The organism is Azospirillum sp. TSH20 (assembly GCF_003115935.1).
Classification (GTDB): domain Bacteria; phylum Pseudomonadota; class Alphaproteobacteria; order Azospirillales; family Azospirillaceae; genus Azospirillum.
In genome coordinates, this window is sequence record NZ_LGQU01000124.1 from 12,728 (window position 1) to 36,012 (window position 23,285).

24 protein-coding genes are annotated in these 23,285 nt (G+C 66.2%); 11 read left to right on the forward strand and 13 right to left on the reverse strand.

Going from position 1 to position 23,285, the window contains the following annotated elements:
* The first annotated feature begins 97 nt into the window (after window positions 1-97).
* Window positions 98-502: a response regulator gene (locus tag TSH20_RS29280; RefSeq protein ID WP_247871493.1), complete on the forward strand. Its 405-nt coding sequence runs from the start codon at window positions 98-100 to the stop codon at window positions 500-502.
* Window positions 499-1,329, forward strand: a complete 831-nt coding sequence (locus TSH20_RS29285) for a response regulator (protein WP_247871494.1) — start codon at window positions 499-501, stop codon at window positions 1,327-1,329. The genes TSH20_RS29280 and TSH20_RS29285 overlap by 4 nt, the downstream gene beginning before the upstream one ends.
* On the opposite strand, the gene TSH20_RS29290 is transcribed toward TSH20_RS29285, so the two are convergent.
* Window positions 1,311-2,540, reverse strand: coding sequence for an ATP-binding protein (locus TSH20_RS29290; protein WP_109156898.1), 1,230 nt, complete (start codon window positions 2,538-2,540; stop codon window positions 1,311-1,313). The two genes, TSH20_RS29285 and TSH20_RS29290, sit on opposite strands and share 19 nt — an antisense overlap.
* A 251-nt stretch (window positions 2,541-2,791) precedes the next feature.
* On the opposite strand from TSH20_RS29290, the gene TSH20_RS29295 reads away from it, so the two are divergent.
* The 3 genes from TSH20_RS29295 (at window position 2,792) to TSH20_RS29305 (ending at window position 6,919) form a co-directional block, all read left to right on the forward strand.
* Window positions 2,792-3,238, forward strand: a complete 447-nt coding sequence (locus TSH20_RS29295) for a (2Fe-2S)-binding protein (RefSeq protein WP_109050787.1) — start codon at window positions 2,792-2,794, stop codon at window positions 3,236-3,238.
* A gap of 14 nt (window positions 3,239-3,252) precedes the next feature.
* Entirely contained in the window at window positions 3,253-5,532 is a 2,280-nt protein-coding gene (locus tag TSH20_RS29300) for a xanthine dehydrogenase family protein molybdopterin-binding subunit (protein ID WP_199232057.1), read from the forward strand.
* Between the two features lie 178 nt (window positions 5,533-5,710).
* The gene (locus tag TSH20_RS29305; RefSeq protein WP_109156918.1) at window positions 5,711-6,919 is read left to right on the forward strand and encodes an MFS transporter; all 1,209 of its coding nucleotides are present in this window, start codon (window positions 5,711-5,713) and stop codon (window positions 6,917-6,919) included.
* Between the two features lie 65 nt (window positions 6,920-6,984).
* Here TSH20_RS29305 and TSH20_RS29310 read toward each other — a convergent pair whose 3' ends face one another.
* Together TSH20_RS29310 and TSH20_RS29315 are read right to left on the reverse strand one after the other, a co-directional pair.
* The gene (locus TSH20_RS29310; protein WP_109156899.1) at window positions 6,985-7,743 is read right to left on the reverse strand and encodes an SDR family NAD(P)-dependent oxidoreductase; all 759 of its coding nucleotides are present in this window, start codon (window positions 7,741-7,743) and stop codon (window positions 6,985-6,987) included.
* A 175-nt stretch (window positions 7,744-7,918) separates the two neighbouring features.
* Window positions 7,919-8,872, reverse strand: a complete 954-nt coding sequence (locus TSH20_RS29315; protein ID WP_109156900.1) for a GlxA family transcriptional regulator — start codon at window positions 8,870-8,872, stop codon at window positions 7,919-7,921.
* 315 nt (window positions 8,873-9,187) lie between these two features.
* Here TSH20_RS29315 and TSH20_RS29320 point away from each other — a divergent pair, with 315 nt between their 5' ends.
* Entirely contained in the window at window positions 9,188-9,526 is a 339-nt protein-coding gene (locus TSH20_RS29320; RefSeq protein ID WP_199232058.1) for a carboxymuconolactone decarboxylase family protein, read from the forward strand.
* A 76-nt stretch (window positions 9,527-9,602) separates the two neighbouring features.
* On the opposite strand, the gene TSH20_RS29325 is transcribed toward TSH20_RS29320, so the two are convergent.
* From TSH20_RS29325 to TSH20_RS29340, 4 genes are all read right to left on the reverse strand, one after another.
* Entirely contained in the window at window positions 9,603-10,238 is a 636-nt protein-coding gene (locus TSH20_RS29325; protein WP_109156901.1) for an AraC family transcriptional regulator, read from the reverse strand.
* Window positions 10,239-10,353: 115 nt separating this feature from the next.
* Window positions 10,354-13,158, reverse strand: coding sequence for a winged helix-turn-helix domain-containing protein (locus TSH20_RS29330; protein ID WP_146205411.1), 2,805 nt, complete (start codon window positions 13,156-13,158; stop codon window positions 10,354-10,356).
* Window positions 13,159-13,418: 260 nt separating this feature from the next.
* Window positions 13,419-14,318 (reverse strand): hypothetical protein, encoded by a 900-nt coding sequence (locus tag TSH20_RS29335; RefSeq protein ID WP_109156903.1) that lies wholly within the window; start codon window positions 14,316-14,318, stop codon window positions 13,419-13,421.
* Window positions 14,319-14,434: 116 nt separating this feature from the next.
* Window positions 14,435-14,872 (reverse strand): hypothetical protein, encoded by a 438-nt coding sequence (locus TSH20_RS29340; protein WP_109156904.1) that lies wholly within the window; start codon window positions 14,870-14,872, stop codon window positions 14,435-14,437.
* 242 nt (window positions 14,873-15,114) lie between these two features.
* On the opposite strand from TSH20_RS29340, the gene TSH20_RS29345 reads away from it, so the two are divergent.
* Genes TSH20_RS29345 through TSH20_RS29355 form a run of 3 tightly spaced genes read left to right on the forward strand, consistent with a single transcriptional unit; the run spans window position 15,115 to window position 17,722 of the window.
* Complete coding sequence (locus tag TSH20_RS29345; RefSeq protein WP_158282087.1) at window positions 15,115-16,122, forward strand: ABC transporter substrate-binding protein; 1,008 nt, start codon at window positions 15,115-15,117, stop codon at window positions 16,120-16,122.
* Complete coding sequence (locus TSH20_RS29350; protein ID WP_158282088.1) at window positions 16,119-16,940, forward strand: ABC transporter ATP-binding protein; 822 nt, start codon at window positions 16,119-16,121, stop codon at window positions 16,938-16,940. The genes TSH20_RS29345 and TSH20_RS29350 overlap by 4 nt, the downstream gene beginning before the upstream one ends.
* Entirely contained in the window at window positions 16,937-17,722 is a 786-nt protein-coding gene (locus TSH20_RS29355; RefSeq protein WP_109156906.1) for an ABC transporter permease, read from the forward strand. Before TSH20_RS29350 ends, TSH20_RS29355 begins: the two co-directional genes overlap by 4 nt.
* 112 nt (window positions 17,723-17,834) lie before the next feature.
* Here the strand turns inward: TSH20_RS29355 and TSH20_RS29360 are convergent, their stop codons facing one another.
* From TSH20_RS29360 to TSH20_RS29380, 6 genes are read right to left on the reverse strand one after another with little or no spacing between them, the layout of a single operon-like run.
* A complete protein-coding gene (locus TSH20_RS29360; protein WP_109156907.1) occupies window positions 17,835-18,578 on the reverse strand; it encodes a cysteine hydrolase in 744 nt (247 codons plus the stop codon).
* A 59-nt stretch (window positions 18,579-18,637) separates the two neighbouring features.
* Window positions 18,638-19,693: a HoxN/HupN/NixA family nickel/cobalt transporter gene (locus TSH20_RS29365; protein WP_109156908.1), complete on the reverse strand. Its 1,056-nt coding sequence runs from the start codon at window positions 19,691-19,693 to the stop codon at window positions 18,638-18,640.
* Window positions 19,690-19,848, reverse strand: a complete 159-nt coding sequence (locus TSH20_RS35130) for a hypothetical protein (protein ID WP_158282089.1) — start codon at window positions 19,846-19,848, stop codon at window positions 19,690-19,692. Before TSH20_RS35130 ends, TSH20_RS29365 begins: the two co-directional genes overlap by 4 nt.
* Window positions 19,845-20,192, reverse strand: a complete 348-nt coding sequence (locus tag TSH20_RS29370) for an SH3-like domain-containing protein (RefSeq protein ID WP_109156909.1) — start codon at window positions 20,190-20,192, stop codon at window positions 19,845-19,847. Before TSH20_RS29370 ends, TSH20_RS35130 begins: the two co-directional genes overlap by 4 nt.
* Window positions 20,189-20,860 carry a nitrile hydratase subunit alpha gene (gene nthA / locus TSH20_RS29375; RefSeq protein ID WP_109156910.1) on the reverse strand — a complete coding sequence of 224 codons (672 nt, stop codon included), beginning with the start codon at window positions 20,858-20,860 and terminating at the stop codon, window positions 20,189-20,191. Before nthA ends, TSH20_RS29370 begins: the two co-directional genes overlap by 4 nt.
* Before the next feature lie 4 nt (window positions 20,861-20,864).
* Window positions 20,865-21,215, reverse strand: coding sequence for an SH3-like domain-containing protein (locus TSH20_RS29380; RefSeq protein WP_199232059.1), 351 nt, complete (start codon window positions 21,213-21,215; stop codon window positions 20,865-20,867).
* Between the two features lie 486 nt (window positions 21,216-21,701).
* On the opposite strand from TSH20_RS29380, the gene TSH20_RS35135 reads away from it, so the two are divergent.
* Both TSH20_RS35135 and TSH20_RS29395 read left to right on the forward strand, forming a co-directional pair.
* On the forward strand, window positions 21,702-22,157 hold the full coding sequence (locus TSH20_RS35135; protein WP_158282090.1) for a DUF302 domain-containing protein: 456 nt from the start codon (window positions 21,702-21,704) through the stop codon (window positions 22,155-22,157).
* Between the two features lie 983 nt (window positions 22,158-23,140).
* The coding region (locus tag TSH20_RS29395; RefSeq protein ID WP_146207498.1) for a 1-deoxy-D-xylulose-5-phosphate synthase N-terminal domain-containing protein at window positions 23,141-23,285 on the forward strand (145 nt) is incomplete at its 3' end.

Genomic DNA, 23,285 nt, shown 5'->3' on the forward strand with positions numbered 1-23,285 from the left:
CGGGCACTGCGGGGGTCAACCTATACGCAGGTATGAATGCCGCATCCTGCTCCACCTGTTGAAATGAGTCGGCCGCAACGGAGGTTGTTGACGGGCCGTGCCGCGGCTGGAGTGCGATGTTGTGCTGAGTGTTCCCACCATCTGTGTCGTCGACGATGATGAAAGCATCCGGGAGAGCTTGGACAACTTCCTGCGGTCGGTCGGAATGCAGGTTCGCACATTTTCCTCGGCGGAGGAGTTCATCGCCTATGACGGCGAGGCGGACTGCCTGATCACCGATCTCAACCTGACCGGTATGGACGGGCTCAGCCTGCAGATGGTGTTGCTGCAGCAGGGCCGCATTCACCCCGTCATCGTGATGACCGCCTTCGCCACGCCTGCGGCCCGCAGCCGCTCGGCAGCGCAGAAGGTCACCGCCTTTCTGACCAAGCCGCTCGATCCGGAAAAGCTGCTCGTCCTCGTCGAAGACGCCCTCAAGACCAAACGGGACCGCACCCCATGACCGCCCAGCCACACCGCAGCGACACCACCGTCGGGGGATACGACTTCGCCGGCTTTGCCGCGGGAGAGCGCCCCGGCTACGATGGACGGGCCGGCCAGAGGGAGCGGCAGATGGGCATGACGGAGAGCTCCATGGCGAAGAGTTCCATGGTGGAGAGTTCCATGGTGGACTGCGGCACCCCCGCCCTGGTCTGCATCATCGATGACGATGCCGACGTGCGATGTGCGGTGGAAAGCCTGCTCCGCTCCGTCGATTACAAGGTGATGGCCTTCGCCTCGGCGGAGGAGTTTCTGGCGTGTGACGAGGCCGCAAGCGCTGCCTGCCTGATGCTGGACGTCTATCTGGACGGTGCCGATGGGCTGGAGGTCCAGCAGGCGCTGCACGACCGGTCCATCGCCGTGCCGGTGGTGCTGATGACCGGCCAGGGCGACATCCCGATGACGGTGCGCGGGATGAAGGCCGGCGCCGTGAACTTCCTGACCAAACCTTTCACCGAACCGGACCTGCTGCAGGCCGTCGCGGAGGCGGTGGACCTGGATAGCCGGCGCCGCGCCGAACGCGGCCAGGACGACACGGTGCGCGGACTCTACGCCAAGCTCACCCCGCGCGAGCGCGACGTCATGGCCCTGGTCACCGCCGGGCTGATGAACAAGCAGGTCGCGGCGAAGCTGGAACTGAGCGAGGTCACGGTGAAGATCCACCGCGGCAACATGATGCGCAAGATGCAGGCACAGTCGCTGGCCGATCTCGTCCGCATGGCCGAAATCCTGGGCGTGCGTGAACGGACGGTCACCCGCTACAGCGCGGGCTACAGCGCGGCCGGCTGAGCCACCGCCTCCCCCGCGGTCGACACCACCGGCAGCGAGAAGGACAGGGCGGCACCTTGCCGGCTGTTGGTGGCCGCCCACAGCCGGCCGCCATGCTCCTCCACGATCGTCTTGCAGATCGACAGGCCCAGCCCCATCCCCTCCTGCTTGGTGGAGAAGAAGGGTTCGAAGATCCGCGGCAGCACATCGTCCGGAATGCCGGGGCCGCTGTCGGCGATGGTGAAGGTCACGGATTGCGGCCCGTCCGCCGCGGCGGCGATGGCGATGCGGCGCTCCGGTGACTTCGCCGCCTGCATGGCCTGGATCGCGTTGTAGGCGATGTTGACGATCACCTGCTGGATTTGCGTGCGGTCGCCGACGATGGCCGGCAGATCAGGCGGGACATCGACGGAGATCCTCGTCCTCTGGCGATAGGCTTCATGCTCCACCAGCGTGACCGCATCGGCGATACAGTCGTGCGGCTTCATCGCTTCGGTGACGAGTTCGCCGCGCCGCGCAAAGGAGCGCATCTTGCCGATGATCCGCACGGCATGCTGGGTGCTGGCGGTGATGCGGCTCAGGCTGGTGGCCACCTCGCCCAGATTCGGCGTCTCGCGCGACAGCCAGCGCGTCGCCGCCGCGGCATGGCTGGCGATGGAAACCAGCGGCTGCGATACCTCGTGCGTCAGCGACGCCGCCAGTTCCCCCACCAGCGACAGGCGCCCGGCATGGCTGAGGTCAGCCTGGGCCGCCATCAGCGCCTCCTGCACACGCTTCAGTTCACTCACGTCGACGGCGAAGAAATAGAGGCGGCTGTAAGCCTGTGGATCGGCCGGTCCCGGCGGCAGGCTCGCCCGCCACAAGATGGGAACGACGCGCCCGTCCTTGGTGTGCAGGACGCGTTCGCCCTGGCAGACCGTCTCGCCGCGCACCATCGCCTTGAACACCTGGGCGTTGCTGGCCGGACTGGCCGGCAATCTCACCCGCGATTCCCGCAGGAAAGTCTGCTTGTCCCGGAAACCCAGCAAATCAAGCGCGGAGCGGTTGACGTCGAGGATGCGGTGGAACCGCCGCACGTCGAAGAAGAACTGGGGGTTGTCCTCCAGGAAACGGTCAAAATCCGTCACCCCGCCGGCGATCACCTCGTCGACGGCACGCTTCACCCCCGACCAGTCTTCGCACAGGATCGAGATGGGCGAGATCTCGAACAGGTCGGTATGCCGAAGGTCCATCGCTCGCAACCTTTCCCCGTTACCGTACACGTCAATGGCCTGTCGCGGTCGCCCATCCTCGGCCATCTATAGGGAACTCTTGGGAAGACCGCAAATTTGTCCCGATTGGCGGCCTCGGGCAGTTTCCGGTCATTTAGCGTCCGAACAGTTCGTCGCCCTTAATACCTAGGGATGGATACGAGACCGGCGGCCGGCGGGCAAGAATAGGCCGCAGCAGAATCCCCCGAACCAACTCCTCCACGGAGACCGCCATGACCACCCTCCATGTCAATGGCCGCGCCTATCAGGTGGCGGTCGAGGACGACACGCCGCTGCTTTGGGTCCTTCGCGACACGCTGGGGCTGACCGGGACGAAATACGGCTGCGGCATCGCGCAATGCGGCGCCTGCACCGTGATGATCGACGGCACCGCCACCCGATCCTGCCAGGTGCCGGTGGACAGCGTCGGCAACGCCGATATCCGCACCATCGACGCCATCGAGGAGGACCCGGTCGGCCGCAAGGTGGTGGAGGCTTGGGTCGCCGGACAGGTGCCGCAATGCGGCTATTGCCAGTCGGGACAGGTGATGGCGGCGACCGCCCTGCTGAAGCAGACACCCAACCCGAGCGACGGCGACATCGCCGACGCGATGACCAACCTGTGCCGCTGCGGAACCTACAACCGCATCGCCGCCGCCATCCGCCAAGCCGCCGGCTGAGAGGAGCACGCATCATGGACCGCCTGCTCACCGCAGCCCCGATCAAACTCAAAGACCCTCTCGAACTCCAGATCGAGGCGCAGTCCGCCGTTCCGCTGATGAAGGCGGAGGGCGTCTCCAACCTGTCGCGCCGCGCCTTCCTCGGCTTCGGCACCAGCGCGCTGGTGCTGGGCGCCCTGCTGCCGTCGGTGCCGGTGCGGGCACAAACCGCCGCCGCCGCGGTCAAGCCGGGCACCCGCATCCCGGCCTTTCTGGTCATCGGCAAGGACAATGCCGTCACCCTGCTCAGCCCCTTCGTGGAGGGTGGCCAGGGCATCAACACCGGGCTGGCGCAGATCGTCGGCGAGGAACTGGACGTCAACCCCAGCCGCTTCACCGTCGAATGCGCCCCGCCGGGTCCGGACTACGCTGTCATCAACGGCCTGCGGATGACCGGCGGCAGCTTCTCCACCCGGTCCAGCTACCCGCTGATGCGCCGGCTGGGCGCCACCGCCCGCGACATGATGATCCGCGCCGCCGCGGCCAATCTGAAGGTCAAGCCGGAGAGCCTGAAGACGGAGGACGGCTTCGTCATCCATACGGCGAGCGGCAAGCGGCTGTCCTATGGCGAGCTGGCTCCCGTGGCGCTTGCCCTGCCGCCGCACGACGATGTGGCCCTGCGCGACCCGGCCAGCTTCCGCTACATCCGCCAGCCGGTGGCGCGGCTCGACGTGCGGGCGAAATCGACCGGCAAGGCCGTCTACGCCATCGATCAGAAGCTGGAGGGCATGCTCTATGCCGCGGTCCAGCATGCGCCGAACCAGGGCACGACCGTCCGGTCCATCGCCAATGAGACGGCGGTGGCGGCGATGCCCGGCGTCCATTCCGTCCACACGCTGCCCGGCGCGGTGGCGGTCGCTGCCGACAGCTGGTGGCGCGCCCGCAAGGCGGTGGAGGCGCTGTCGGTGAGCTGGTCGGCTCCGGCCGCGTCCGGGCTCGAAACGGTGGCTGCCGACTATGCATCGGACGGGCTGCTGGCCGCGCTGAAATCCTTCACCGAAGCAGGGCTTCCGGCAGAAGCCGAAGGCGACGTGGCCGCGGCGTTCGCCGCCGCCGCCAAGGTGATTGAGGCGGAGTATGACGCTCCCTATCTGGCCCACGGCCAGCTGGAGCCGCCCTCCTCCATTGCGCGCTTCAACCCGGACGGCACGCTGGAGCTGTGGGCGCCCAACCAGATGCCGGAGCTGTTCCAGTCGGTGGCGGCCCAGGCCGCCGGGCTGGCGCCGGACAAGGTCATCCTGCATTCGCCGATGCTGGGCGGCTTCTTCGGCCGGCATTTCCTCTATGGCAGTGCCAACCCCTTCCTCCAGGCGATCCAACTGGCGAAGGCCACCGGCCGCCCGGTCAAGGTGTTGTGGTCGCGCGAGGAGGAGTTCCGCATGGACGCCCTCCGCCCGCTCAGCTTCAGCCGCTTCCGCGCAGCCATCGGGAAGGATGGGCGTCCCACTGCGATCCAGGCGCGCACGGTGGGCGAAGGGCCGCTCGGCCGCTGGTTCGGCGCGGTGTTCAAGGACCCGGTCGACAGCTCGGCGGTTGAAGGCATCACGGAGAAGCCCTACGCCATCCCCAACCGGCGGATGGAGTACGTCAAGTTCCCCCATCCCGTGACCATCGCCTTCTGGCGCTCCGTCGGCCATTCGATGAACGATTTCTTCTATGAAGGCTTCCTGGACGAGATCGCCGACGCCGGCGGCCAGGACCCCTTCGCCCTGCGGATGGAGCTGCTGAAGAACAAGCCGCGCCATGCCAAGCTGCTGAGAACCGTCGCGGCGATGTCCGGCGGCTGGAAGCGCGGCCCCTACGAGGTGGACGGCGTGCGCCGTGCCCGCGGCGTCTCGATGGCCTCCCCCTTCGGGTCGGAGACGGCAACCATCGCCGAGGTGTCGGTCCAGGGCGGCGAGACGCAGGTCCACAATGTCTGGGTCGCCTTCGATCCCGGCAGCATCGTCAATCCGGCCATCGTGAAGTCGCAGATCGAATCCGCAGTGGCGCTCGGCCTGTCGGCCACGCTGTTCGAGGAGCTCGTCTATAAGGACGGCGTCCGCCAGTCGCACAATTTCGACGATTACCCGATCCTGTCCCGCCGCTCCATGCCCGCCGTGCATGTGGAGATCGTGGAGAGCGGCGCTCCGATGGGCGGCGTCGGCGAACCGGGCCTGCCCGGCGTTCCGCCGGCGGTGGTCAATGCGGTGGCGGCGCTGACCGGCCAGCGCATCCGCAGCCTGCCGCTGGCGAAGAACAAGATCGGGGTCTGAGGCCAAGAGCCTCCCCGTGTGGCGTGAATGTCCGGAAACGAGGTTTCCGCGACATTCACGCCACCGCTGCCCCGTCTTAAACTCCATGTATCCGTCATTTTTCGCCGCCGGTCTGCCGACGGGGCGCAGAGGCCCCATGGCTGGCATCGCCCGGGCTGGCTCCGCACAGGAATTCCCCATGGCCATCACACCCCTTCATTCCAGGGCGCCGCTCTATTGGCTGGCGCTCGGGTCCTTCGCCGTTGGAACCGAGAGTTTCATGATCGCGGCGATCCTGCCGGACATCGCCGCGGACCTGTCGGTCAGCGAACAAGCGGCGGGACATCTGGTGTCCGTCTTCGCGCTGACCTATGCCGCCAGTTCGCCGCTGCTGACCGTCCTGACGGGAGCGGTCAGCCGCCGCCTTCTGCTGATCGCCACCATGCTGGCCTTCGTCGTCGCCAACATTGTCGCGGCGGTCGCCGGCAGCTATGGCGGGCTGATGGCGGCGCGTGTCCTGCTCGCCATGGCGGCGGGGCTGTTCGTGCCCAACGCCAACGCACTGGCCGGCATGCTGGTGCCGCCGTCGGAGCGCGGCCGCGCCCTGTCCATCGTGACGAGCGGCCTCAGCCTCGCCATCGTGTTTGGCGTGCCGCTGGGCGCGGTCGTCGGCCACACGCTGGGCTGGCGCATGACCTTCGGCGGCGTCGCCGTTCTTTCGGTCGTGGCAGCTGCCGGGCTGTTGGTCGGGCTGCCGCGGGCCATCGGCTCCGCCGCCCCGGTGGTCGGGCTGCGCGAACGGCTGGGGGCACTGGCGAACCCGGCGGTGCGCCGGCCGCTGGCGGTCACCACCCTGTGGGCGATGGGGCCCTTCACCGTCTATCCCTACATCGCCTCCTACCTGCATCGGGTGACCGGGCTGGAAGGGGCGGCGGTCGGCTTTGCCCTGTTCGCCTGGGGGCTGTCGGCCTTCATCGGGCTGGCGGTGGGCGGGAGATTGACCGACCGGCTGGGCGGTGCGCGCATCGTCGCCCTGACCCTGCCGCTGGTCGTGCTGGCGTTGGCGAGCCTGTCGCTGACGGCGGAGTTGCTGCCGCCGGCCCTGGCTCTGATCCCCGCCTTCGTCGCCATCATGCTCTGGGGCTTTTCCGCCTGGGCCTTTTATCCCGGCCAGCAGGCCCGGCTGATCGGCATCACCGGACCGAAGCACGCGCCGATCATTCTCTCGGTCAACGCCTCCTTCCACTATTTCGGCTTTTCGGTGGGAGCGGCGCTGGGCTCGCTGGTGCTGAGCGTCGCCAGCGTTCGGGAACTCGGCTGGGTCGGCGCGCTCTGCGTCGCGCTGGCCTGCCTGCTGGAATTCGCCCCGTCTAAGGCTCCCCGGTTGGCCGACGCTCCCGCTGAATGAAATCATCGCAATAGGAAAGGGCCGCCGAACGAAAGCTCGGCGGCCCTTCTTTGCTTGGTACCCGATCAGACCGGAATGGGGTTTTCGGCGATGTAGCTGTTGAAGCCCATGACCAGCGCATGCTCGTTCGGGCCGGCGTTGTCGCGCATCGGGCGCGCGCTCTCGACGATTGCCTCCTCCGCGTCCGTCGCAAGCGCCGCCATCGTCTGTTCGATGAAGGCGTCCAGCGGCATGGCGCGCGGATCGTCGCCCTTCTTGATCAGGTCGGTGTTGACCCAGGGCGGCGCGATTTCCTGCACGGTGACGCTGGTGTTGCGCAGCATGAAGCGCTGGGACAGCGTGTAGCTGTGCAGCGCCGCCTTGCTGGCCGAATAGACCGCCGTGTTGGCCAGCGGGGTGTAGGCGAGCACGGAGGTGTTGTTGACGATCACCGACCGCGGCTGCGCCTTCAGATGCTCGATCAGGGCCGACGTCATGCGGATGGGACCGAGCAGGTTGGTGGTGACGATCGACTGGGCCCGCGCATCGTCGATCGGGCCGGAGGCGTCGTCGAACGGCATGATGCCCGCGTTGTTGATCAGGACGTTCAGCGTCGGGTTCTCGGCGATCAGACGCTCAGCCGCGGCCTGGATGCTGATCGGGTCGGTGATGTCCAGTTCAATGCCCTTCATCCCGGGGTTCGCAGCGGTCACCTGATCCAGCAGGGCCTTGCGCCGTCCGGCGATGATGACCTGATTGCCCAGCTTGTGGAACGCCTTGGCCAGCCCGCGGCCGATGCCGGAGGTGGAGCCGGTGATGAAGATCGTGTTACCGGTGAGCTGCATGGCTGAATATCCGTCCTTGCGAGAAGGTTGAACGAGCGAAAGCGTCGGGGGAACTGAAATATTCCCCGCGAAAACGCGGTCTCTGGTGATGTGAAAATCTACCGCACCCACAGTATTGTGGGAGCCATATCTAGGTATTAACGGGCAAGCCTGGGGATTGTCGCCCGAACGCCGGCTACTCCACCGCCGACAGGCGCCCGCTCTCCACCGACCGGCGGATCACCTGCGGCGGCTGGCCGTAAGCGCGCAGGAAGGCGCGGCGCATGCGCTCGCGGTCGGCGAAACCGGTTTCGCGGGCAATGACGTCCATCGAATGGCGGCCCTCCTCCATCATGACGCGCGCCGCCTCCAGCCGCAGATGCTCCACCGCCTTAGCCGGCGTCTGGCCGGTTTCCTGGCGGAACAGGCGGCTGAACTGGCGCGGGCTGAGGTTCGCCTCCTCCGCCAGCTCCTCCACCGACAACTCGTTCCTCAGGTTTTCCTTGGCATGGACCAATGCCCGCCGCACGCGGTCGGAGCGCGGCTCCAGCTCCAGCAGGGCAGAGAATTGCGACTGCCCGCCGGGCCGCCGCAGATAAACCACCAGCTTGCGCGCCACCGCCTTGGCGACCTCGGCGCCGAAGTCGTCCTCGACCAGCGCCATGGCAAGGTCGAGGCCGGCGGTCATCCCGGCAGAAGTCCAGACATTGCCGTCGACGCTGAAGATGCGGTCCTCCTCCACCTTCACATTTGGGTAGAGGCGTTGGAGCGTGCGGGCATGGCTCCAATGGGTGGTGGCGCGGCGTCCGTCGAGAAGCCCGGCCTCCGCCAGCACATAAGCCCCGGTGCAGATGCCGGCGACCCGACGCGACGTGCATGCCGCCTCGCGCAGGTAGGCCAGCAGGCCGGGGGTGGACGGCTTGACCCGCAGCGAGCCGATGGTGACGGTCGTGTCGAAGAAGCCCTCTCCGAAGGGCCGGGTTTCAACGGCAAATCCCAGCGAGTTGCGCACCGGTCCGCCCTGTTCCGACAGGACATGGACCTGATAGGCCGGCCGGCCAAGCACGAGATTCGCCATCTCGAACGCCGAAAGCGCCGCCATTCCCATCACCTGGAAATCGTCGAACACCAGGAAACCAATGGTGTGCATGTCCCGCCCTGCCTCTCCAGCCTCAACTCTTCAACCTTGTCTCGCCCTCAAACCGCAAGCCTGTGGATGCGGTGCCGATGCTCAGACTATGCGGGCTCCCTGTTGGCTGAAATGTCAAAGATGCCACGATTCCGGACATCCTAGCTGCATTCGTTGGCGAAGAGGCCGCGGCGATGGGCAGGGCCGGGTAAGGCGCCCGGAACGGCGTCCCAAAGACGGGCGCATCCTTCTATATCGCGCCTGCACCGGGACGTAGCGTGGCCCCACCAACCGGCACCTGCGGCAGCGGGACCGGAACTCTCAGGAGACACGACCATGATGCTCAACTGGAACGAATACCGTCAGCAGGTTCTCACCGGCGTCGGCGAGATCGCCAAGCTCAGCCCCGACACGGTGAAGGGCTATGCCGGGCTCAGCGCCGCCGGCCAGAAGAAGGACCTCCTGGGTGCCAAGGTGCGGGAACTGATCGCGCTGGCGGTCGCCGTCAGCATCCGCTGCGACGGCTGTATCGCCGTCCATACCGAAGCGGCGATCAAACACGGCGCCACCCAGGAGGAGATCGCCGAGGCGCTGGGCGTCGCCGTCGCGCTGAACGCCGGGGCGGCGCTGGTTTATTCCACCCGCGTGATGGACGCCTACGCCGCGCACGGCTGAACCAACGGCGGCGGAGACGGGCCGTCGGGCCGCCGCCGCCCTCCATCCGCAAGGCTTCCCGCGCCGAAAAACTCCGTCACTGTTCTTCAGCGACCCCGTCGATCCAATGCTTGTGGCGCCACAGCCGGGGGGCTTCACCGGCAACGCGGCGGAAGATGCGCGAGAAATGCGACTGGTCCGAGAAGCCGCAGTCGAGCGCGATCTGCGACAACGGCGTGGTCGTGGTTTCCAACAGTTCCTTTGCCCGTTCCACCCGCCGGCGCACGATGTAGGCATGCGGCGGGCAGCCGAAGCTGTCCTTGAAGGCCTGACAGAAATATCCGCAACTGAGCTTCGCCGCCGCCGCCAGATCCCGGTTGCGGATGGAACTGGCGAGATGGTCGTCGATGTAGGTGGTAACCCGCCGCACCTGCCAAGCCGCAAGCCCGGCCTTCGCCAGTTCGGTTTTCGCCAGTCTGGTCTTATGGCCGGCATCGTCCGGCACGTCACGGTCATGACGATGCTCATCGCCGGTGCGTTGCAGCCGGGCGAGGGCCAGCGACAGGCAATGCTCCACCGATTGCCGATCCGGCGCCAGCATGTCGTTCGCCACCCGCAACAGCCAATCGGCCGCAGCCGTCAGCCTGTCGCCGTCATCCCGCGCCCGGCCGACTGACGCCGGAGCCGCCAACGCCGGAACACGGCGCAAGGTCTCGGAAGCAGCCATATCCATGTCGATCTCCTGCTCAGGTCATCTTGACGACGACAGTGCCGGAGGCCCGGGTGTGCGGAAACCCATACTCAGGTATCGATGACCGGCCGGATGACTTCCCGGAACGGAAGAGCGTCTACAGCCGGTCCAGAAGTGCCGCGGCGTCCCGGAGGTCGGGGGTATCGTGCCCCCCGGCGAAGGTGCCGTAGATGGACGAAAGGGTCGACGCGGCATCCTGTTGACGTTCTGTCCCCATGGATCGCCTGGCCATGCTCATCGCCGTCCGCAGACTCCAGGACCGGGCCCCTTGTGCGCCGGCGATCTCCATCGATTGCCGCAGCAGGCTCTCCGCCGTCTCCGCTGCGCCGGCGTTTTCCGATTTCAGGCGGAGCAGTTCGGCCGTCGCCCAATTGGTCGCGCCGTCGCTCGCTTCATCCAGGATCGCCGGCGGGATCAGACGCGGCGCGACGGTCGCGAGCATCCGAATGCGTTTGTTCCGGTACACCTCGGCGAACCGCGAAGACCGGCGGAGTGCCGCAAGCTGGTCATCGGCCCCCTGCCGCGCCTCCAGCGCCAGCTGATAACACAGCCCATAGGTGCGCCAGACGAACAAGGAGCCTTCGTCGGTCTTTTCGACCAGCAGGTTGGCATAGCGCGCCGTAAGATCGTAGTCGCCGCACCAGAAGGCCACCGGGCAGGCGCCCAGCGACAAGGCGAAGCACAGGGAGAGCGCATGACCGGACGCCAGCGCCTGCTCCACCGCCTCGTGCATGGCCTCCCGCGCCCGGTCCGGATGGCCCTGGATCCAGGATATGCGCGCCATATGGGTGTGGGAGACGATCCGCTGTTCGAACTGGTAGCCCCGCAGGCTCGATCCGGTGGTCGGGGCCGGCGCACTCAGGCACCGCTCGGCGAAGTCGCGTGCACGGTCGAACTCGCCCACGGTGAGGAGGCCGAGGGCCATCATGCGCTGATGCATGGATTCCGCCCCCGGATCGACGGGCGTTCCCAGGAGTTGGCCGAAGCGCTCCGCCGCCTCCAGCGCTTCATGGTCCTTCTCAAGGGCCAGATAGTAGAGCCACAGCCCCCAAAGGGCGCGGCGCTGGTATCCGATATTGCCGAACTGCTGCGAAAGCTGAAGTCCACGCAGGAGCACGGCCTTGACCTCCGGCGCCGGGCCGAGCGAGTTCCAGAGCGCCGGACCCAGATGCGCCGTGATCGACATCTCGGACCGCAAGTCCGGTTCCGGTTGTCGCCGGACAGACTGCAGCACCGTCTCGGCGCGCCGACGGAATTCATCGGTCAGCGACAGCTGGAACCACATCGGCGCCGACGCGACGGTCAGGTCGACGGCGGTCGCCAAATCGCCGGAAGACGACAGGGACCATTCCAGCGAGCTGCGAACATCGTCCACCCGGGTCCCGTACACGACGTTCCAGGCCACCGTGTTCGTCGACTGCGACCCGGCCAGCATCCGGCAGAGATGCCGCGCCAGATTGCGGCAGACCACATCAGCCTCGCCGCTTTCCTGAAGCCGTTCCGCCGCATATTGGCGCGTGGTTTCGAGCAAGCGGAATTGTACGCTCTGCTGCCGGTGCTCGACGGACAGGAGCGACTTCTTCGACAGCTCCGATATACCCTCGACGACGTCCTCCTCCGAAATCGCGCCGAAGGCCGCCACGCCGATGGCGAGGTCGCCGGGGAATGCCCCGCGGATGACCGAAAGCCGGCGCAGGACAACGCGTTCGCGCTCGTCCAGCAGGCGGTGGCTCCACTCCAGCGTGGCCCTAAGGGTCTGGTGACGGGGCAGCGCGGTGCGACGTCCGCCGCGCAGAACGTCGAAGGCCCGGTCCAGGCTCGCCGCCAGACCATGGATGCCCAGCAGGGGCACCCGGGCCGCCGCCAATTCCAGCGCGAGCGGAACACCGTCCAGGTGGCGGCACAGCTCCGCGGCGACCGGCGCGTCCGCGTCCGACAGGCGGAACATGCTATCGCCGGACGACACCCGTTCGACGAACAGCTCCACCGCCGGGTAGGTCAGCGCCTGCTCGGCAGTCAACGCGCTTTCCTGCCCCGGCGGAACGGACAAGGGCGGCAGGCGGTAAACCCACTCGCCCTGAGCGCGCAGGATCTCGCGGCTGGTCACCAGGATGTCGATGTCGAGAGCCGTCGCCAGGATGCCCTCGACGACAATGGCGACCTCTTCGATCAGATGCTCGCAATTGTCGAGGATCAGCAGGGCATCCAACCCCTTGACCGTCGCGAGGAACCCCTCCAGGGCACCCTTGCCGCCACCGGGCAGCTTCATCACCTGGGCGATGGTGGCGCACACCAACGTCGGGTCCGACAGCGTGCTCAGATCCACGAAATGGATGCCGTCCCGGTGGCTGCTCGCCGAAACCTGCGCCACTTCGATGGCGACGCTCGTCTTCCCGATTCCACCGACGCCGGTGATGGTGACGAAGCTCTTCTCCGCCAACTTTCGCACGATGTCGTCGATCGTCTCGTCGCGCCCGATCAGCCGGTCGATGTTGCGGGGCAGGAGGGTCGAAAGGTCGGCAGGCGGTGCTGACGGCTGCAAGACGGCCCCCTCCGCGGCCTCCTGCGGGAAGGGCGTCCGGATGGTCCCGACGAACCGGTAGCCCTTTGCCGGGATGTTCTCGATGTAGTCCGTGCCAAAGTCGTTCTTGCCCAGCAGCTTCCGCAAGGAGCCGATGTGAACGCGGATGTTCGCCTCCTCGACGAACAAGCCCGGCCAGACGCGGGCCATGATGTCGCGGTTGCTGACGACCGCTCCGGCCTGTTCCAGGAGCAGGGCGAGGATGGCCAGGGGCCGGCTCCCCACCTTGACGGCGACACCGTCCTTGAGCAGCCCGCGCATCGGGGAAAAGCGGAAGGGTCCGAAGCCGACCTCGTTCTGCTCCATGGCGGGACCTGTCACGGACGGTGGCCGGGAAACGACGGAACGGTGGGAAACAGACGTGTCAGCCAAAGGTCGCGCCCACCGCCCCGCCAACAGCAAAACGGTGACACAACCTCTGGCGCGGCTCCGTCTTCATCAGGTCATCGAAGGCAAAAGAAAGCGTCATTTCCCAGCGCTAAGCATCCATAAGACCTCATCATCATACGTATGCTATACCATAGGTCAACGCATCATAACGTGGCGTGGGACGGCGCAACAGGACGCGTGCGCACCGGCCATCAACGACCATCGGCGCCATCCTCCACCATGCCGGCTTCGACCCCGATGGCGTCGGCCCAGCGGCTTCTCACCAGTTCCACCGCGCGCCGCCGGGTGAAGTCACCGGAGACGATGATCGCGGAGGGAAAGGCCGCACGAATCCGGGCGGCGGCGCTGCGATCCTCATAGGGCAGATGGCCGAGCGGAGCCCCATCCGCAGCGGTGCGGACAAGGTGTACGAAGGGAAGCTCCTGCCCGGCCAACGTCGTCAGAAGCATGGTGAACAGCGTGACGGGATCCGAATCCGACATGCCGCGGAATTGGCCGAACGGCGACAGGCGGACACCGACCCGCTCCGCCGTCCAGACGCCGGTTACCGCATCGACAAGCTCGCAGAGGAAGTTCAACCGGTTCTGGATGGAGCCGCCATACCGGTCCGTCCGCCGGTTCACCCCGTCCTGAAGAAACTGGTCGGGAAGCGAGCCGTCGGCCGCGTCGAGTTCCACGCCATCGAACCCAAGGTGCCTGGCCCGCTCCGCCGCGCGGCGGAAACCCGCGATGACTTCGTCGATGCCGGTGCCGGGCAGGGTGGCGGCCCGAAAAGGGGCATATCCCGGGTGGCACAGCCGCGCCACGACCTTGGCTTTCCTGGCATGGGCCAGGCTGATTGCCGCAGCCCAGGTCGCAGCCGTCCCAGGCGTGTCGAACCCATCCGGCACGGAGGCCGACGCCGCCGTTGCAGAAACCGCGACAGGAGGCGTTATGACCAGCCCACCGGGCGAGACATGCCGGACGCAGGCGCCGCAATAGGCCGCCGAGTGGCTCTCTCCGATCCGCCTGCGATCGGTCGCCGCCGATATGACGACGCGATGGGCGAGATCGAGCGCACCGATGTTGACTGGGAGAAAAAGCTTTTCCATTCCGGTACCTTCCACCGGATCAAATCCGCATCGCAGCGCGGCCGGACGCCGGAGCTTCAATCACGCCGAACACAGGCCAATTGAACTCCACCTTGCCAAGCTCAGCCCTGCCATTCTCAGCCATGCCGGACCCGGACCTGCCTGTCACTTTGCACCGTCCTCAGCCCCGGGGCCGAGCGGAAGGCGGAGATCGGAGCCGCATTGGCGCGCTTTGAAGGCGACGGTGGGGCGGACGCCGCGCGCACGGACGCCACCAGTTCGACGATGCGGTGCGCCATGTCGTCGGCGCGGTCCATCTCGGCCTCGATCAGCTGGGACATCTTCTCCGCGTCGGGGCAGGCCGCACCATTGCGTTCAGTCCAGCGCCGCCGGGCGTCCGAAGCCAACCGGATGGAAGTGACGGCGTTGACGAGAGTCCTGACGTAGGAGACGTAGGTGTTGATCTCCAACTCGCCGAATGCGTGCGGTTGCATCACGAAGGCTTCGGCTTCGGGCCACCGCTGGTGCGACGACATCGACGACGCACCATCGTCATGGGCGGAAAGGTGAGCCATGGCCCCTGCTCCTGTCTGAGTTGTTCTGAGGAGAGTGTGGCCGGGCGGTGGTCTGTAAGCGAGTAAAGCGTTGTAAAGGCCACTGCCCCTTTACGCGCATCAGCGCCATGGTTCCCATGCTTCCGAAGGAGCTTGGCAATCAGGCCGAAGCTCCGCAATATTCCGTTGTATGCAAATTCCATCGGGCTCCCGACGGATATGTGGCAGGCCCGTAGCCTTTGATTTGAATGATGGAATCGACCATGACGGTGAAGCGACGGACTGTGCTGGCGGCCTCTGCGGCGGGCATGTTCCTGGCCACGGTAAGGCCACTGGGGGGACAGGCCCAGGATGCCCTGTCCATCGTGCTGCCCAATCAGTTCATCCTGGCCTTCATCGATGTCCTGTTCACGCAGGCCGCCGGATATTTCGAGCGGGAAGGGCTGCGGGTCAGCATCGAGGAAGGTCGCGGCTCCTCCATGGCGTTGCAGCAGGTCATGGGCGGAAACGCAACGATCGCCCGCATCGGGGCCGTCGATCACATCCGGGCAAGCGGGCAGCCGGCGGGCCGTGATCTCGTCGCCATCGGCACGGTACAGCAGACGTCTCCCTGGTTCGTGGTGAGCTTGCAGGACAAGCCGGTGACCGGGCCGCAGGACATGGTGAACCGGACCATCGGCATCCAATCGGTCGGCGGCACCACGGAAACGCTGCTCGACATCATGCTGGCTGCCCGCGGCGTGGATCGCGCCGGCGTCCAGCGGGTGGTCGTGGGCAACTCGCCGGCTGGGGTCGATCTGATCCGCCAGGGCCGGATCGACGCCTATCTCGTTACTGCCAGCATCGCGGTCGCATTGCGGAAGAGCGGCCAGCCCGTTCACCTATGGAACACGGACACGGTCGCCCCGACGCCGGGCTTCTGCTACTCCGGCAAACGCGACGTGATCGAGCGGCATCAGCCATTGATCCAGCGCTACCTTCGCGCCGTCCGCACCGCACTGCTCGACCTGGTCGACGGCAAGGTCGCCATCGCCGATGCACTGAAGGCCATGGAGCGCTACGACATGGCCGAAGCCCGGAATCAGGAGCTTGCCGCCGCCATTTACAAGGAGAACATAGCCTTCCTGCTGGCGGACGGCCGGCAAAACCTTCTGCGCAACGTGCCGAAGCGCTGGCAAAGCGCCTACGACCTCATGGTTTCCTGCGGGTTCGCGCCGCCCAACCTGAAGCAGGAGGAACTTTACACCAACCGGTTCATCGACGCGCTGTGACCGGGATCGGCGGCAGCAGCGGGCGGCCGGCCCTGATCGCCTTGACAGGGATCGGCAAGAGCTTCGATATCGGCGACGGAACGGCGCCGGCGCTCCTGCCCAGCAGCCTGTCGATCGCCGACGGCGAGTTCGTCGTGTTTCTCGGGCCGTCGGGCTGCGGCAAGACCACCCTCCTGCGCATGATCAGCGGACTGCTGGAACCGAGCTTCGGGACCATCGCCATTGCCGGAAGCCCCCTGTGGCACAAGGGTCGCTGCCGGAAGGAACTCCGGTCCCGACTGGGGCTTGTTTTCCAGGAATCCTCCCTGTTCCCCTGGCTGTCGGTGGAGGAGAATGTGCTGCTGCCGCTGGATTTGCGTGGGCGGCTGCCGCGCACGGAGCGGCTGTCCGCCGCGCGGGCGATGCTGGCGCTGGTCGGCGCCGCCGACATCGGCGCCCGCATGCCTCACGAGATTTCCGGCGGCATGCGCCAGCGGGTGGCCATTGCGCGGGCACTGTCCTACGATCCCGATGTGCTGCTGATGGACGAGCCCTTCGCGGCACTCGACGCGATCTCCCGCGAGGCCTTGAACATGGAGCTTCAGTCGCTCTGGCTCGCGACCCGCAAGACAATCGTCCTGGTGACGCATTCAATGGCGGAGGCGGCTTTTCTGGCCGACCGGATCGTCCTGTTCTCGCCGGGACCGGGGCGCGTCGACAGTGTGATCGGCGTGCCTTTTCCAAGGCCGCGCACCCGCGATCTCACCTATTCGCCGGAGTTCCAGCGGATGGTGCGCGATCTGCACGAACGATTGGCCGGACTGATGGGGCAACCATGAAGAAGGTGCGGTTGCGCGATGCGGTCTGGCTGCCGTGGCTAGTCACGCCATGCCTGCTGGCGGCTGGGCTGCTGGCTTGGCACGGATTCGTCACCGCCCGGGGCGTCTCCCCCTTCATCCTACCCGCCCCCCGGCCGGTGCTGGAGGAGTGGGTGGCGCTGATGCTCAGCGGGCGGGCCTGGAGCCACACGGCCATGACCTTCGCCGGCTCCGTGGCCGGATTCCTCCTGGCGACCGTCCTCGGTATGGCCGCGGGCATCCTGCTCTCGCTGTCGCCGACGCTGGAGCGCTTGGCGAAGCCCTTCATCGTTGCCTTCCAGGTGCTTCCGAAGGTGGCGCTGATTCCGCTGTTCGTGGTGTGGATGGGATTCGGCCTGGGCCCGAAGATCCTCACCTCCGCCATCCTGCCCTTCTACCCGATCATGATGAACACGCTGCTCGGCATCCGGTCGGTGCCGGAAGGGTTGCGCGACGTGATGACCTCCTTCGACGCCAGCCGCTTCCAGCTGCTCCGTCGCCTGGAGCTTCCCTATGCCCTGCCCTTCATCGTCACCGGCCTGGAGGTGGGCATCGTCCTGGCCCTCGTCGGCACCGTCGTGGCGGAGTTCATATCGGGAAGCTCCGGGCTGGGATACCTGCTGGTCAGCCGGATCAATTCCTTTGAGACGGCACAGATGTTCGCCATCGTCCTGCAGCTCTGTTTGCTGGGGCTCGTGCTCTATGCCGGGGTGGCGGGGCTCCGCCGGCTGCTGGTGCCGCGCCTCACCCCATCCCGCCCTTGAATGGGGTTGCGACCTGATCCCGTAGCGCCTCCGACCGCTGCGATGGCGCCACCAGCAGCCGCAAGGTGGTCCATCCGCTCGGCGAAGCCAGTGCGGCGGGACCGATCGAACTTTAGCCCCGCCGGCCGCCGGCATTGACGGCACCGGACACGCCCAGCCGCTCGACGGTCTCGTCGGTGCTCCACAGGGCATTGGCCAGCCAGCGGAAGTTGATCAGGGCCGCGAGATAGCCGTCGCCTTCGGGCAGCTTGCTGGCGGCGGTGGCGTCGCGCACGACGGCGACCTCGAAGCCATGCTCGACGAAATCGCGCAGATGCGATTCCACGCAGAAATTGGCGGCCATGCCCGCCAGGATGACCTGATCCACCCGCTTCTTGCGCAATTGGAACAGCACGTCGTTGGTCTGCGGGCCGGCGATCTTGTGGGGCGAACAGACGATGGTCCGCCCGTCCTGGATCAGGTCGTGGTATTCGGGCATCCAGTCGGCACCCGACCCGGCGAAGCCCTCGAGCGACAGCGGGTCGCGGCGGTCGAACATGCGCAGCCTGTGCATCAACACCTCGCCGGGCGCGGCATGGTCCCAGTCATGGTCGTGCGGGTAATAATAGTGCGGCGAAATCACCACCGGGATACCGGCTGCCTTGGCGGCGACCAGCAGCCGGCCGATGTTGCCCACGGTTCCGTGCTCGGTGATGCTCTCGCCGAAGGCCCCCCAGGCCGCGCCCTGCGGGCTGAGGAAATCGATCTGCGGGTCGGTGATGACGAGAGCGGTCCGGGCGAGGTCGAGGACCATCCCGCCCTTCGGCAGCGCAGGGGACGCGGGGTCGGCGTAGGCGGCCGGAATCCGGGTGGCCATGGTGAACTCCTTCTTTGCAGGGGATGAAATCTTGAGGAGAGGATGACGGACGGGCGTGCTCAGGCGTCGCCTTTCAGGACCGCCGACGCCGCACGCGACCTGTGCAGGCCAAAGGCGACCGCCCAGGCGACGGCGAACAGGACGACGATGAGGAAACCCAGCCGGTCGGACACGTCCTTCAGCAGGCCCAAGAGGCTCCAAAGCCCGCCGTCGAAGCCAAAATGCTCGCCGATCAGGCCCAGCATCTCGGTTCCGCCGATAAAGCCGGCGAGAAGGGCGGACAGCAGCGTGACGCCCATGTTGTAGCGCAGCCGGCGGGTGGGACGGGCGGTTGCCCAGCGATAGGCCCCCAGCATCAGCAGCCCGTCGGCGGTATCGACCAGCAACATGCCAGCGGCGAACAGCAGGGGAAACACCAGGATCGTCGCGAAGGGCAGCCCGTTGACCGCCTGCGCGGCGGACAGCCCGAACACCGCGATCTCCGTCGCCGTGTCGAAGCCCAGGCCGAACAGCAAGCCGAGCGGAGCCATGTGCCAGCTCTGGCCGATCAACCCGAACAGCGGACGGAGAAGCCTTGCCAGCAGCCCTTGCCCGCCCATCATGCGGTCCAGTTCCGCCTGATCCGGAGAACCGCCGGCACGCAATGTTCGATAGGCACGATAGACCGAACGGAACACCAGGATGTTGAGCAGCGCCACGGTCAGCAGGAACAGCGCCGAGATGCCGGTGCCCAGAAAGCCGCCGACCTCCTGCACGCCGCGGAACAGCTCCAACGAGCCGGCGGTGGCGCCGACCGCCGCGGCCACCAGGACCACCAGCGCCGAATGACCGAGCGCGAAGAAGAAGCCGACTGCGACCGGGCGCTCTCCCTCCTGCATCAGCTTGCGCGTGACATTGTCGATGGCGGCAATGTGGTCGGCATCCAGCCCATGGCGCATGCCAAGCCCATAGACCAGCAGCGCCATGGCGAACAACGCCGGATCGCCGCCGAAGGACAGGCAGGCGCCAAGCCAGCCGCCGCCGTTCAGCAGCAGAACGGCCGCGGACACCAGGACGAGCCGGGCTTTCAGACCGGTTTGCCCGAAGACGGCGGGCGGTGCGGGAAGCAGGATCATGACGCTTCTCCTTTGACGGTGTTGGGGACCGCGCCGCCAAGCGAAAGCGACCTTTTCGGATATACGATGGAAGTCACCAGGAAGGCGGCCAGCGCAACCTGCGGATCGCGCTCGACGAAGCAGGTCGCGAGATCGGCCGACTGGACCGCGCTCATGGCTGCAGGATGGGCTGAGGAATGGGGTGACGCGCCGCGACCTCGTCCATCTTGCGGGCCAGATCCTCCGGCGTCAGCAGCCCTTTTTGAAAAAGGATGTTGGAGAAGGCGACGATCCAGCGCTCGTAATAGCCGAGCGCGCCGACCATCTCCGACCCCAGCGCCTCGACGCCGCGGCGCTTCTCTTCGGTGTTGATGATCTTGCGGAAGTCGAGCACGTCGGCCAGCGCGTGGCAGCGCTTCTCCCACGGCTCCAACTCATGCTCGACCTGCTCGATCGGTCCGGCGGACAGGCCGCCGATGTCGTTGGGCAGACGCCTGACCAGCTGTTCGCCACCGCTCATTGCACCGTCCTCCCCGTGGGAGCGGCCACCGGGACCACGCCGATCATGGCGTCCCTGGTCACCAGCGCCGCCAGACTTTCTTCATCCATGCCGTCCGTCCCGTCCGGCCGGCGCGGCAGGACGAGGTAGCGGACCATGGCGGTGGAATCGCTGACGCGGATTTCGACGTCTTCAGGAATGACGGTCCCGAATTCGGCCAGCACCGCCCGCGGCTCCACCACCGCACGGGCACGGTAGGCCTTCAGCTTGTACCAATCCGGCGGCAGCCCCAGCACCGGGCGCGGGTAGCAGGAACACAGGGTGCAGACGATCAGGTTGTGCACCGTGGCGGTGTTCTCCAGCACGATCAGCCGGGTGTCGTCATAGAAGCTGATGCCCAGTTCCTCGCACGCCGCCCGTCCATCGGTAAGAAGGCGGTGGCGGAATTCCGCATCCACCCAGGCGCGGGCGACGACCTTGGCCCCCAGCGCCGGGTTACGGGAATCCAGAACCTCGATCTGCCGGCGGATCTCGTCGGGACCGATCATCCCGCGTTCGACCAGCAGTTCGCGCACCGCGGTTTCCATGATCTCGTAGTAGCCGGGCGGGCCTTCCTGTCCGACGGGGGCATGCGGATGGGCATGCTCATGCTGATGGCCGTGTTGGTGGCCGTGATCTGGGTCGGTCATCGGGTCAGGCCCTTTCCAGCCAAGTCTCGTAAATCTCGATGCGCAGGCCGTCCTTTTCCGGACCGGCATAGTCGGGCCAAACGTCGATCAGCGGGATCGCGACCCGGTAATAATGTCGCCTGGCGCCGGCATTGCGGCCGTAGGCTTCCTGCTCGTTGTCGATGGCGGCGGGTTCGATGACGGCTTCGATCGTGCCGGTCTTGCCGCGCAGGTAGGCGGGCACCCCGTAATGGCCGATGGGGCTTCGGGTGAGGATGCGGACGGCGTCGCCGGGCCGGAAAGCCGGCTCCTCGCCAAGCGCCATCACGATGCCGGGCAGCGGCGCCGTTCCGGCCGGTTCAGCTTGTCGTTTCACGCGAGCCTCCTTTTCGACAGGGCCACGGGCTGGCCGACTTGAGAGTTTGCAAGGGATCGCGGGCCGGACAGGGCGCCGGGGAAGGGAGCCCTGTCCGGCGCGATCAGCCGGCGGCGCGGGGAAACTCCGCCGGCTCCGTTCCCGAAGGCGAACCGAGCGTCATGGTCCCTCTTCAGGAACCGTGGCGGCGATGCTGCCCATCCAGGTCAGGATCGTCTTGGACAGGGCGTCGCTGATTTGAACACTGCACAGTTTCGATACCGATCAGGTCGCGGCATCCGGCTTTCGTTCAAATCGACGGGGGATTTTCACAAGATCGCCAAGCGCTTGATGGGGATAGTCGGGCAACCCAGCCGGGAGGCATCCCGGCACGCACACCCATCCACATTGGAACAAGGCCGAGCGACATCCTTCCCACCAGCCACTGCGCGTCAGGTTCGACGCCGGTCCGGTCCTGTTGAAATGAGCGACCCAGGAGCAACCGAAATGAGCGCATCGCACAATGCCGCCATCGTCGATGCGGTGGCCGAAGGATTGATGGTTTTCCCAAGCCCCCACAGCCCCAGCGAGACGGCGGAACGCATGGCATCGGCGGTCGCTGGTCTCGGTATGACCGTGGTCGCCCGCATCGATCATGCCGCCGCCGCGTCCCGAATGGGCCTCCACCTGCGCCCAACCCTGGTGCTGATCTTCGGCAACCCGGCTGCGGGTACGCCCCTGATGGAAGCGGTCCCGACGCTCGCCATCGATCTTCCAATGAAAGCATTGGTTTGGCGCTCCGACGCTGGCCGCACTTGGCTCGCTTGCAACGATCCGGCATGGATGGTCGACCGGCATGCCATTGCTGTCGGAGAGGACGGGGTTGGCGAAGTTCTGGAGCAAATGAGAGCATCTCTTGTCTCCGCCGCGACGCAGGCAACGGGTGCAGATCCGTCGGCCTGAGCAGCCGAAGCCCTGCGGCGCGTGTCTCGGGATACCCTCGCGGCGCTATCCCGCCGAACAGTATCGATGAAGGCCGAACCAGACGAACTCAATTTTCAAATGCACGAACGCCCCGCTCCTTGCGGAACGGGGCGTTGTGTGAATTCTGGTTGCGGGGGCAGGATGCGGCCTTTACCGAATACGCCATAAGCTCGACTTTGCCGATTATGAAGCGAGCATGGAGGACGGGAGGCCTTAAGGTCCTGCGGTGTACGTGGGTTTTCCCAATACGCAACCGGAGCCGCGACAAGCCGAATTGCCCCACAATTCCAACGCTGACGTACACCCGTCATAACGCCAGTAAATACCCTGATATAATTCACATTTATTCTGCCATCTTGAGCCGGTCACCTGCTGAATTCGACCTTTTGATGCCGAACCGCCTGGCTGCACCCGTCAACGGATCATCGACATCGATGCTTCACGCGCGAAGGGGTGGACCTGCCGCGCTCGACGTTTGACCGGGTGGCTCGGCCGCACTGCAACGTTGCTGAAGCCGCTGGCCGAGCGCATCATCGCCAGTGTACTGGTGGCGGGCAAGCTGCACGTCGACGGCACCCCGGTATCGGTGCTCCCCCCCGGGCGCCAGCAAGACCAGCGCCGGACGGTTGTGGGTCTATGTGCACGACGACTGAACCTGTCCCCACACCGCACCTCTGGCCGTGTTCTACCGCTACACGCCCGACCGCAACGACGAGCATTTGCAGCGCCAACTCGCCAGCTGGAAGGGTGCACTGCAGGCCAATGGTTACGCCACAATCACCTGAGGTATTCGAAACAATAGGTCCCGTTCAGTTTCATAGGTCAGCCAATGATGTACGCACCACCAGCGGAAACCCTTTCGTTACCGTAACAGGATCGACCATTACGCACCGCTCTTGTACGCAGATTGCATTCTATTGGGATCAGCAGATCCTAAAAGACGCCACTGTGAGCCAATGAGAATGGCAAAAATTTCAAAGACCCCAATTCTGGATCGAGTTCGCAGCCTCCGTGATCTACGGGCCCTCAAGCCCGAACAGCTCCGCCAGTTCGCAGACGAGTTGCGCACCGAGACGGTGGACGCCGTCTCGGTGACCGGCGGCCATC

What these genes read in the sequence shown, in the direction of transcription:
- TSH20_RS29295 (WP_109050787.1), top strand. Translation starts at nt 2,792, where the DNA reads ATGACCACCCTCCATGTCAATGGCCGCGCCTATCAGGTGGCGGTCGAG.
- TSH20_RS29310 (WP_109156899.1), bottom strand. Translation starts at nt 7,743, where the DNA reads ATGCAGCTCACCGGTAACACGATCTTCATCACCGGCTCCACCTCCGGC.
- TSH20_RS29300 (WP_199232057.1), top strand. Translation starts at nt 3,253, where the DNA reads ATGGACCGCCTGCTCACCGCAGCCCCGATCAAACTCAAAGACCCTCTC.
- TSH20_RS29335 (WP_109156903.1), bottom strand. Translation starts at nt 14,318, where the DNA reads ATGGAAAAGCTTTTTCTCCCAGTCAACATCGGTGCGCTCGATCTCGCC.
- TSH20_RS29345 (WP_158282087.1), top strand. Translation starts at nt 15,115, where the DNA reads ATGACGGTGAAGCGACGGACTGTGCTGGCGGCCTCTGCGGCGGGCATG.
- TSH20_RS29365 (WP_109156908.1), bottom strand. Translation starts at nt 19,693, where the DNA reads ATGATCCTGCTTCCCGCACCGCCCGCCGTCTTCGGGCAAACCGGTCTG.
- TSH20_RS29320 (WP_199232058.1), top strand. Translation starts at nt 9,188, where the DNA reads ATGATGCTCAACTGGAACGAATACCGTCAGCAGGTTCTCACCGGCGTC.
- nthA (WP_109156910.1), bottom strand. Translation starts at nt 20,860, where the DNA reads ATGACCGACCCAGATCACGGCCACCAACACGGCCATCAGCATGAGCAT.
- TSH20_RS35135 (WP_158282090.1), top strand. Translation starts at nt 21,702, where the DNA reads ATGAGCGCATCGCACAATGCCGCCATCGTCGATGCGGTGGCCGAAGGA.
- TSH20_RS29340 (WP_109156904.1), bottom strand. Translation starts at nt 14,872, where the DNA reads ATGGCTCACCTTTCCGCCCATGACGATGGTGCGTCGTCGATGTCGTCG.
- TSH20_RS35130 (WP_158282089.1), bottom strand. Translation starts at nt 19,848, where the DNA reads ATGAGCGCGGTCCAGTCGGCCGATCTCGCGACCTGCTTCGTCGAGCGC.
- TSH20_RS29290 (WP_109156898.1), bottom strand. Translation starts at nt 2,540, where the DNA reads ATGGACCTTCGGCATACCGACCTGTTCGAGATCTCGCCCATCTCGATC.
- TSH20_RS29325 (WP_109156901.1), bottom strand. Translation starts at nt 10,238, where the DNA reads ATGGATATGGCTGCTTCCGAGACCTTGCGCCGTGTTCCGGCGTTGGCG.
- TSH20_RS29285 (WP_247871494.1), top strand. Translation starts at nt 499, where the DNA reads ATGACCGCCCAGCCACACCGCAGCGACACCACCGTCGGGGGATACGAC.
- TSH20_RS29305 (WP_109156918.1), top strand. Translation starts at nt 5,711, where the DNA reads ATGGCCATCACACCCCTTCATTCCAGGGCGCCGCTCTATTGGCTGGCG.
- TSH20_RS29360 (WP_109156907.1), bottom strand. Translation starts at nt 18,578, where the DNA reads ATGGCCACCCGGATTCCGGCCGCCTACGCCGACCCCGCGTCCCCTGCG.
- TSH20_RS29355 (WP_109156906.1), top strand. Translation starts at nt 16,937, where the DNA reads ATGAAGAAGGTGCGGTTGCGCGATGCGGTCTGGCTGCCGTGGCTAGTC.
- TSH20_RS29370 (WP_109156909.1), bottom strand. Translation starts at nt 20,192, where the DNA reads ATGAGCGGTGGCGAACAGCTGGTCAGGCGTCTGCCCAACGACATCGGC.
- TSH20_RS29315 (WP_109156900.1), bottom strand. Translation starts at nt 8,872, where the DNA reads ATGCACACCATTGGTTTCCTGGTGTTCGACGATTTCCAGGTGATGGGA.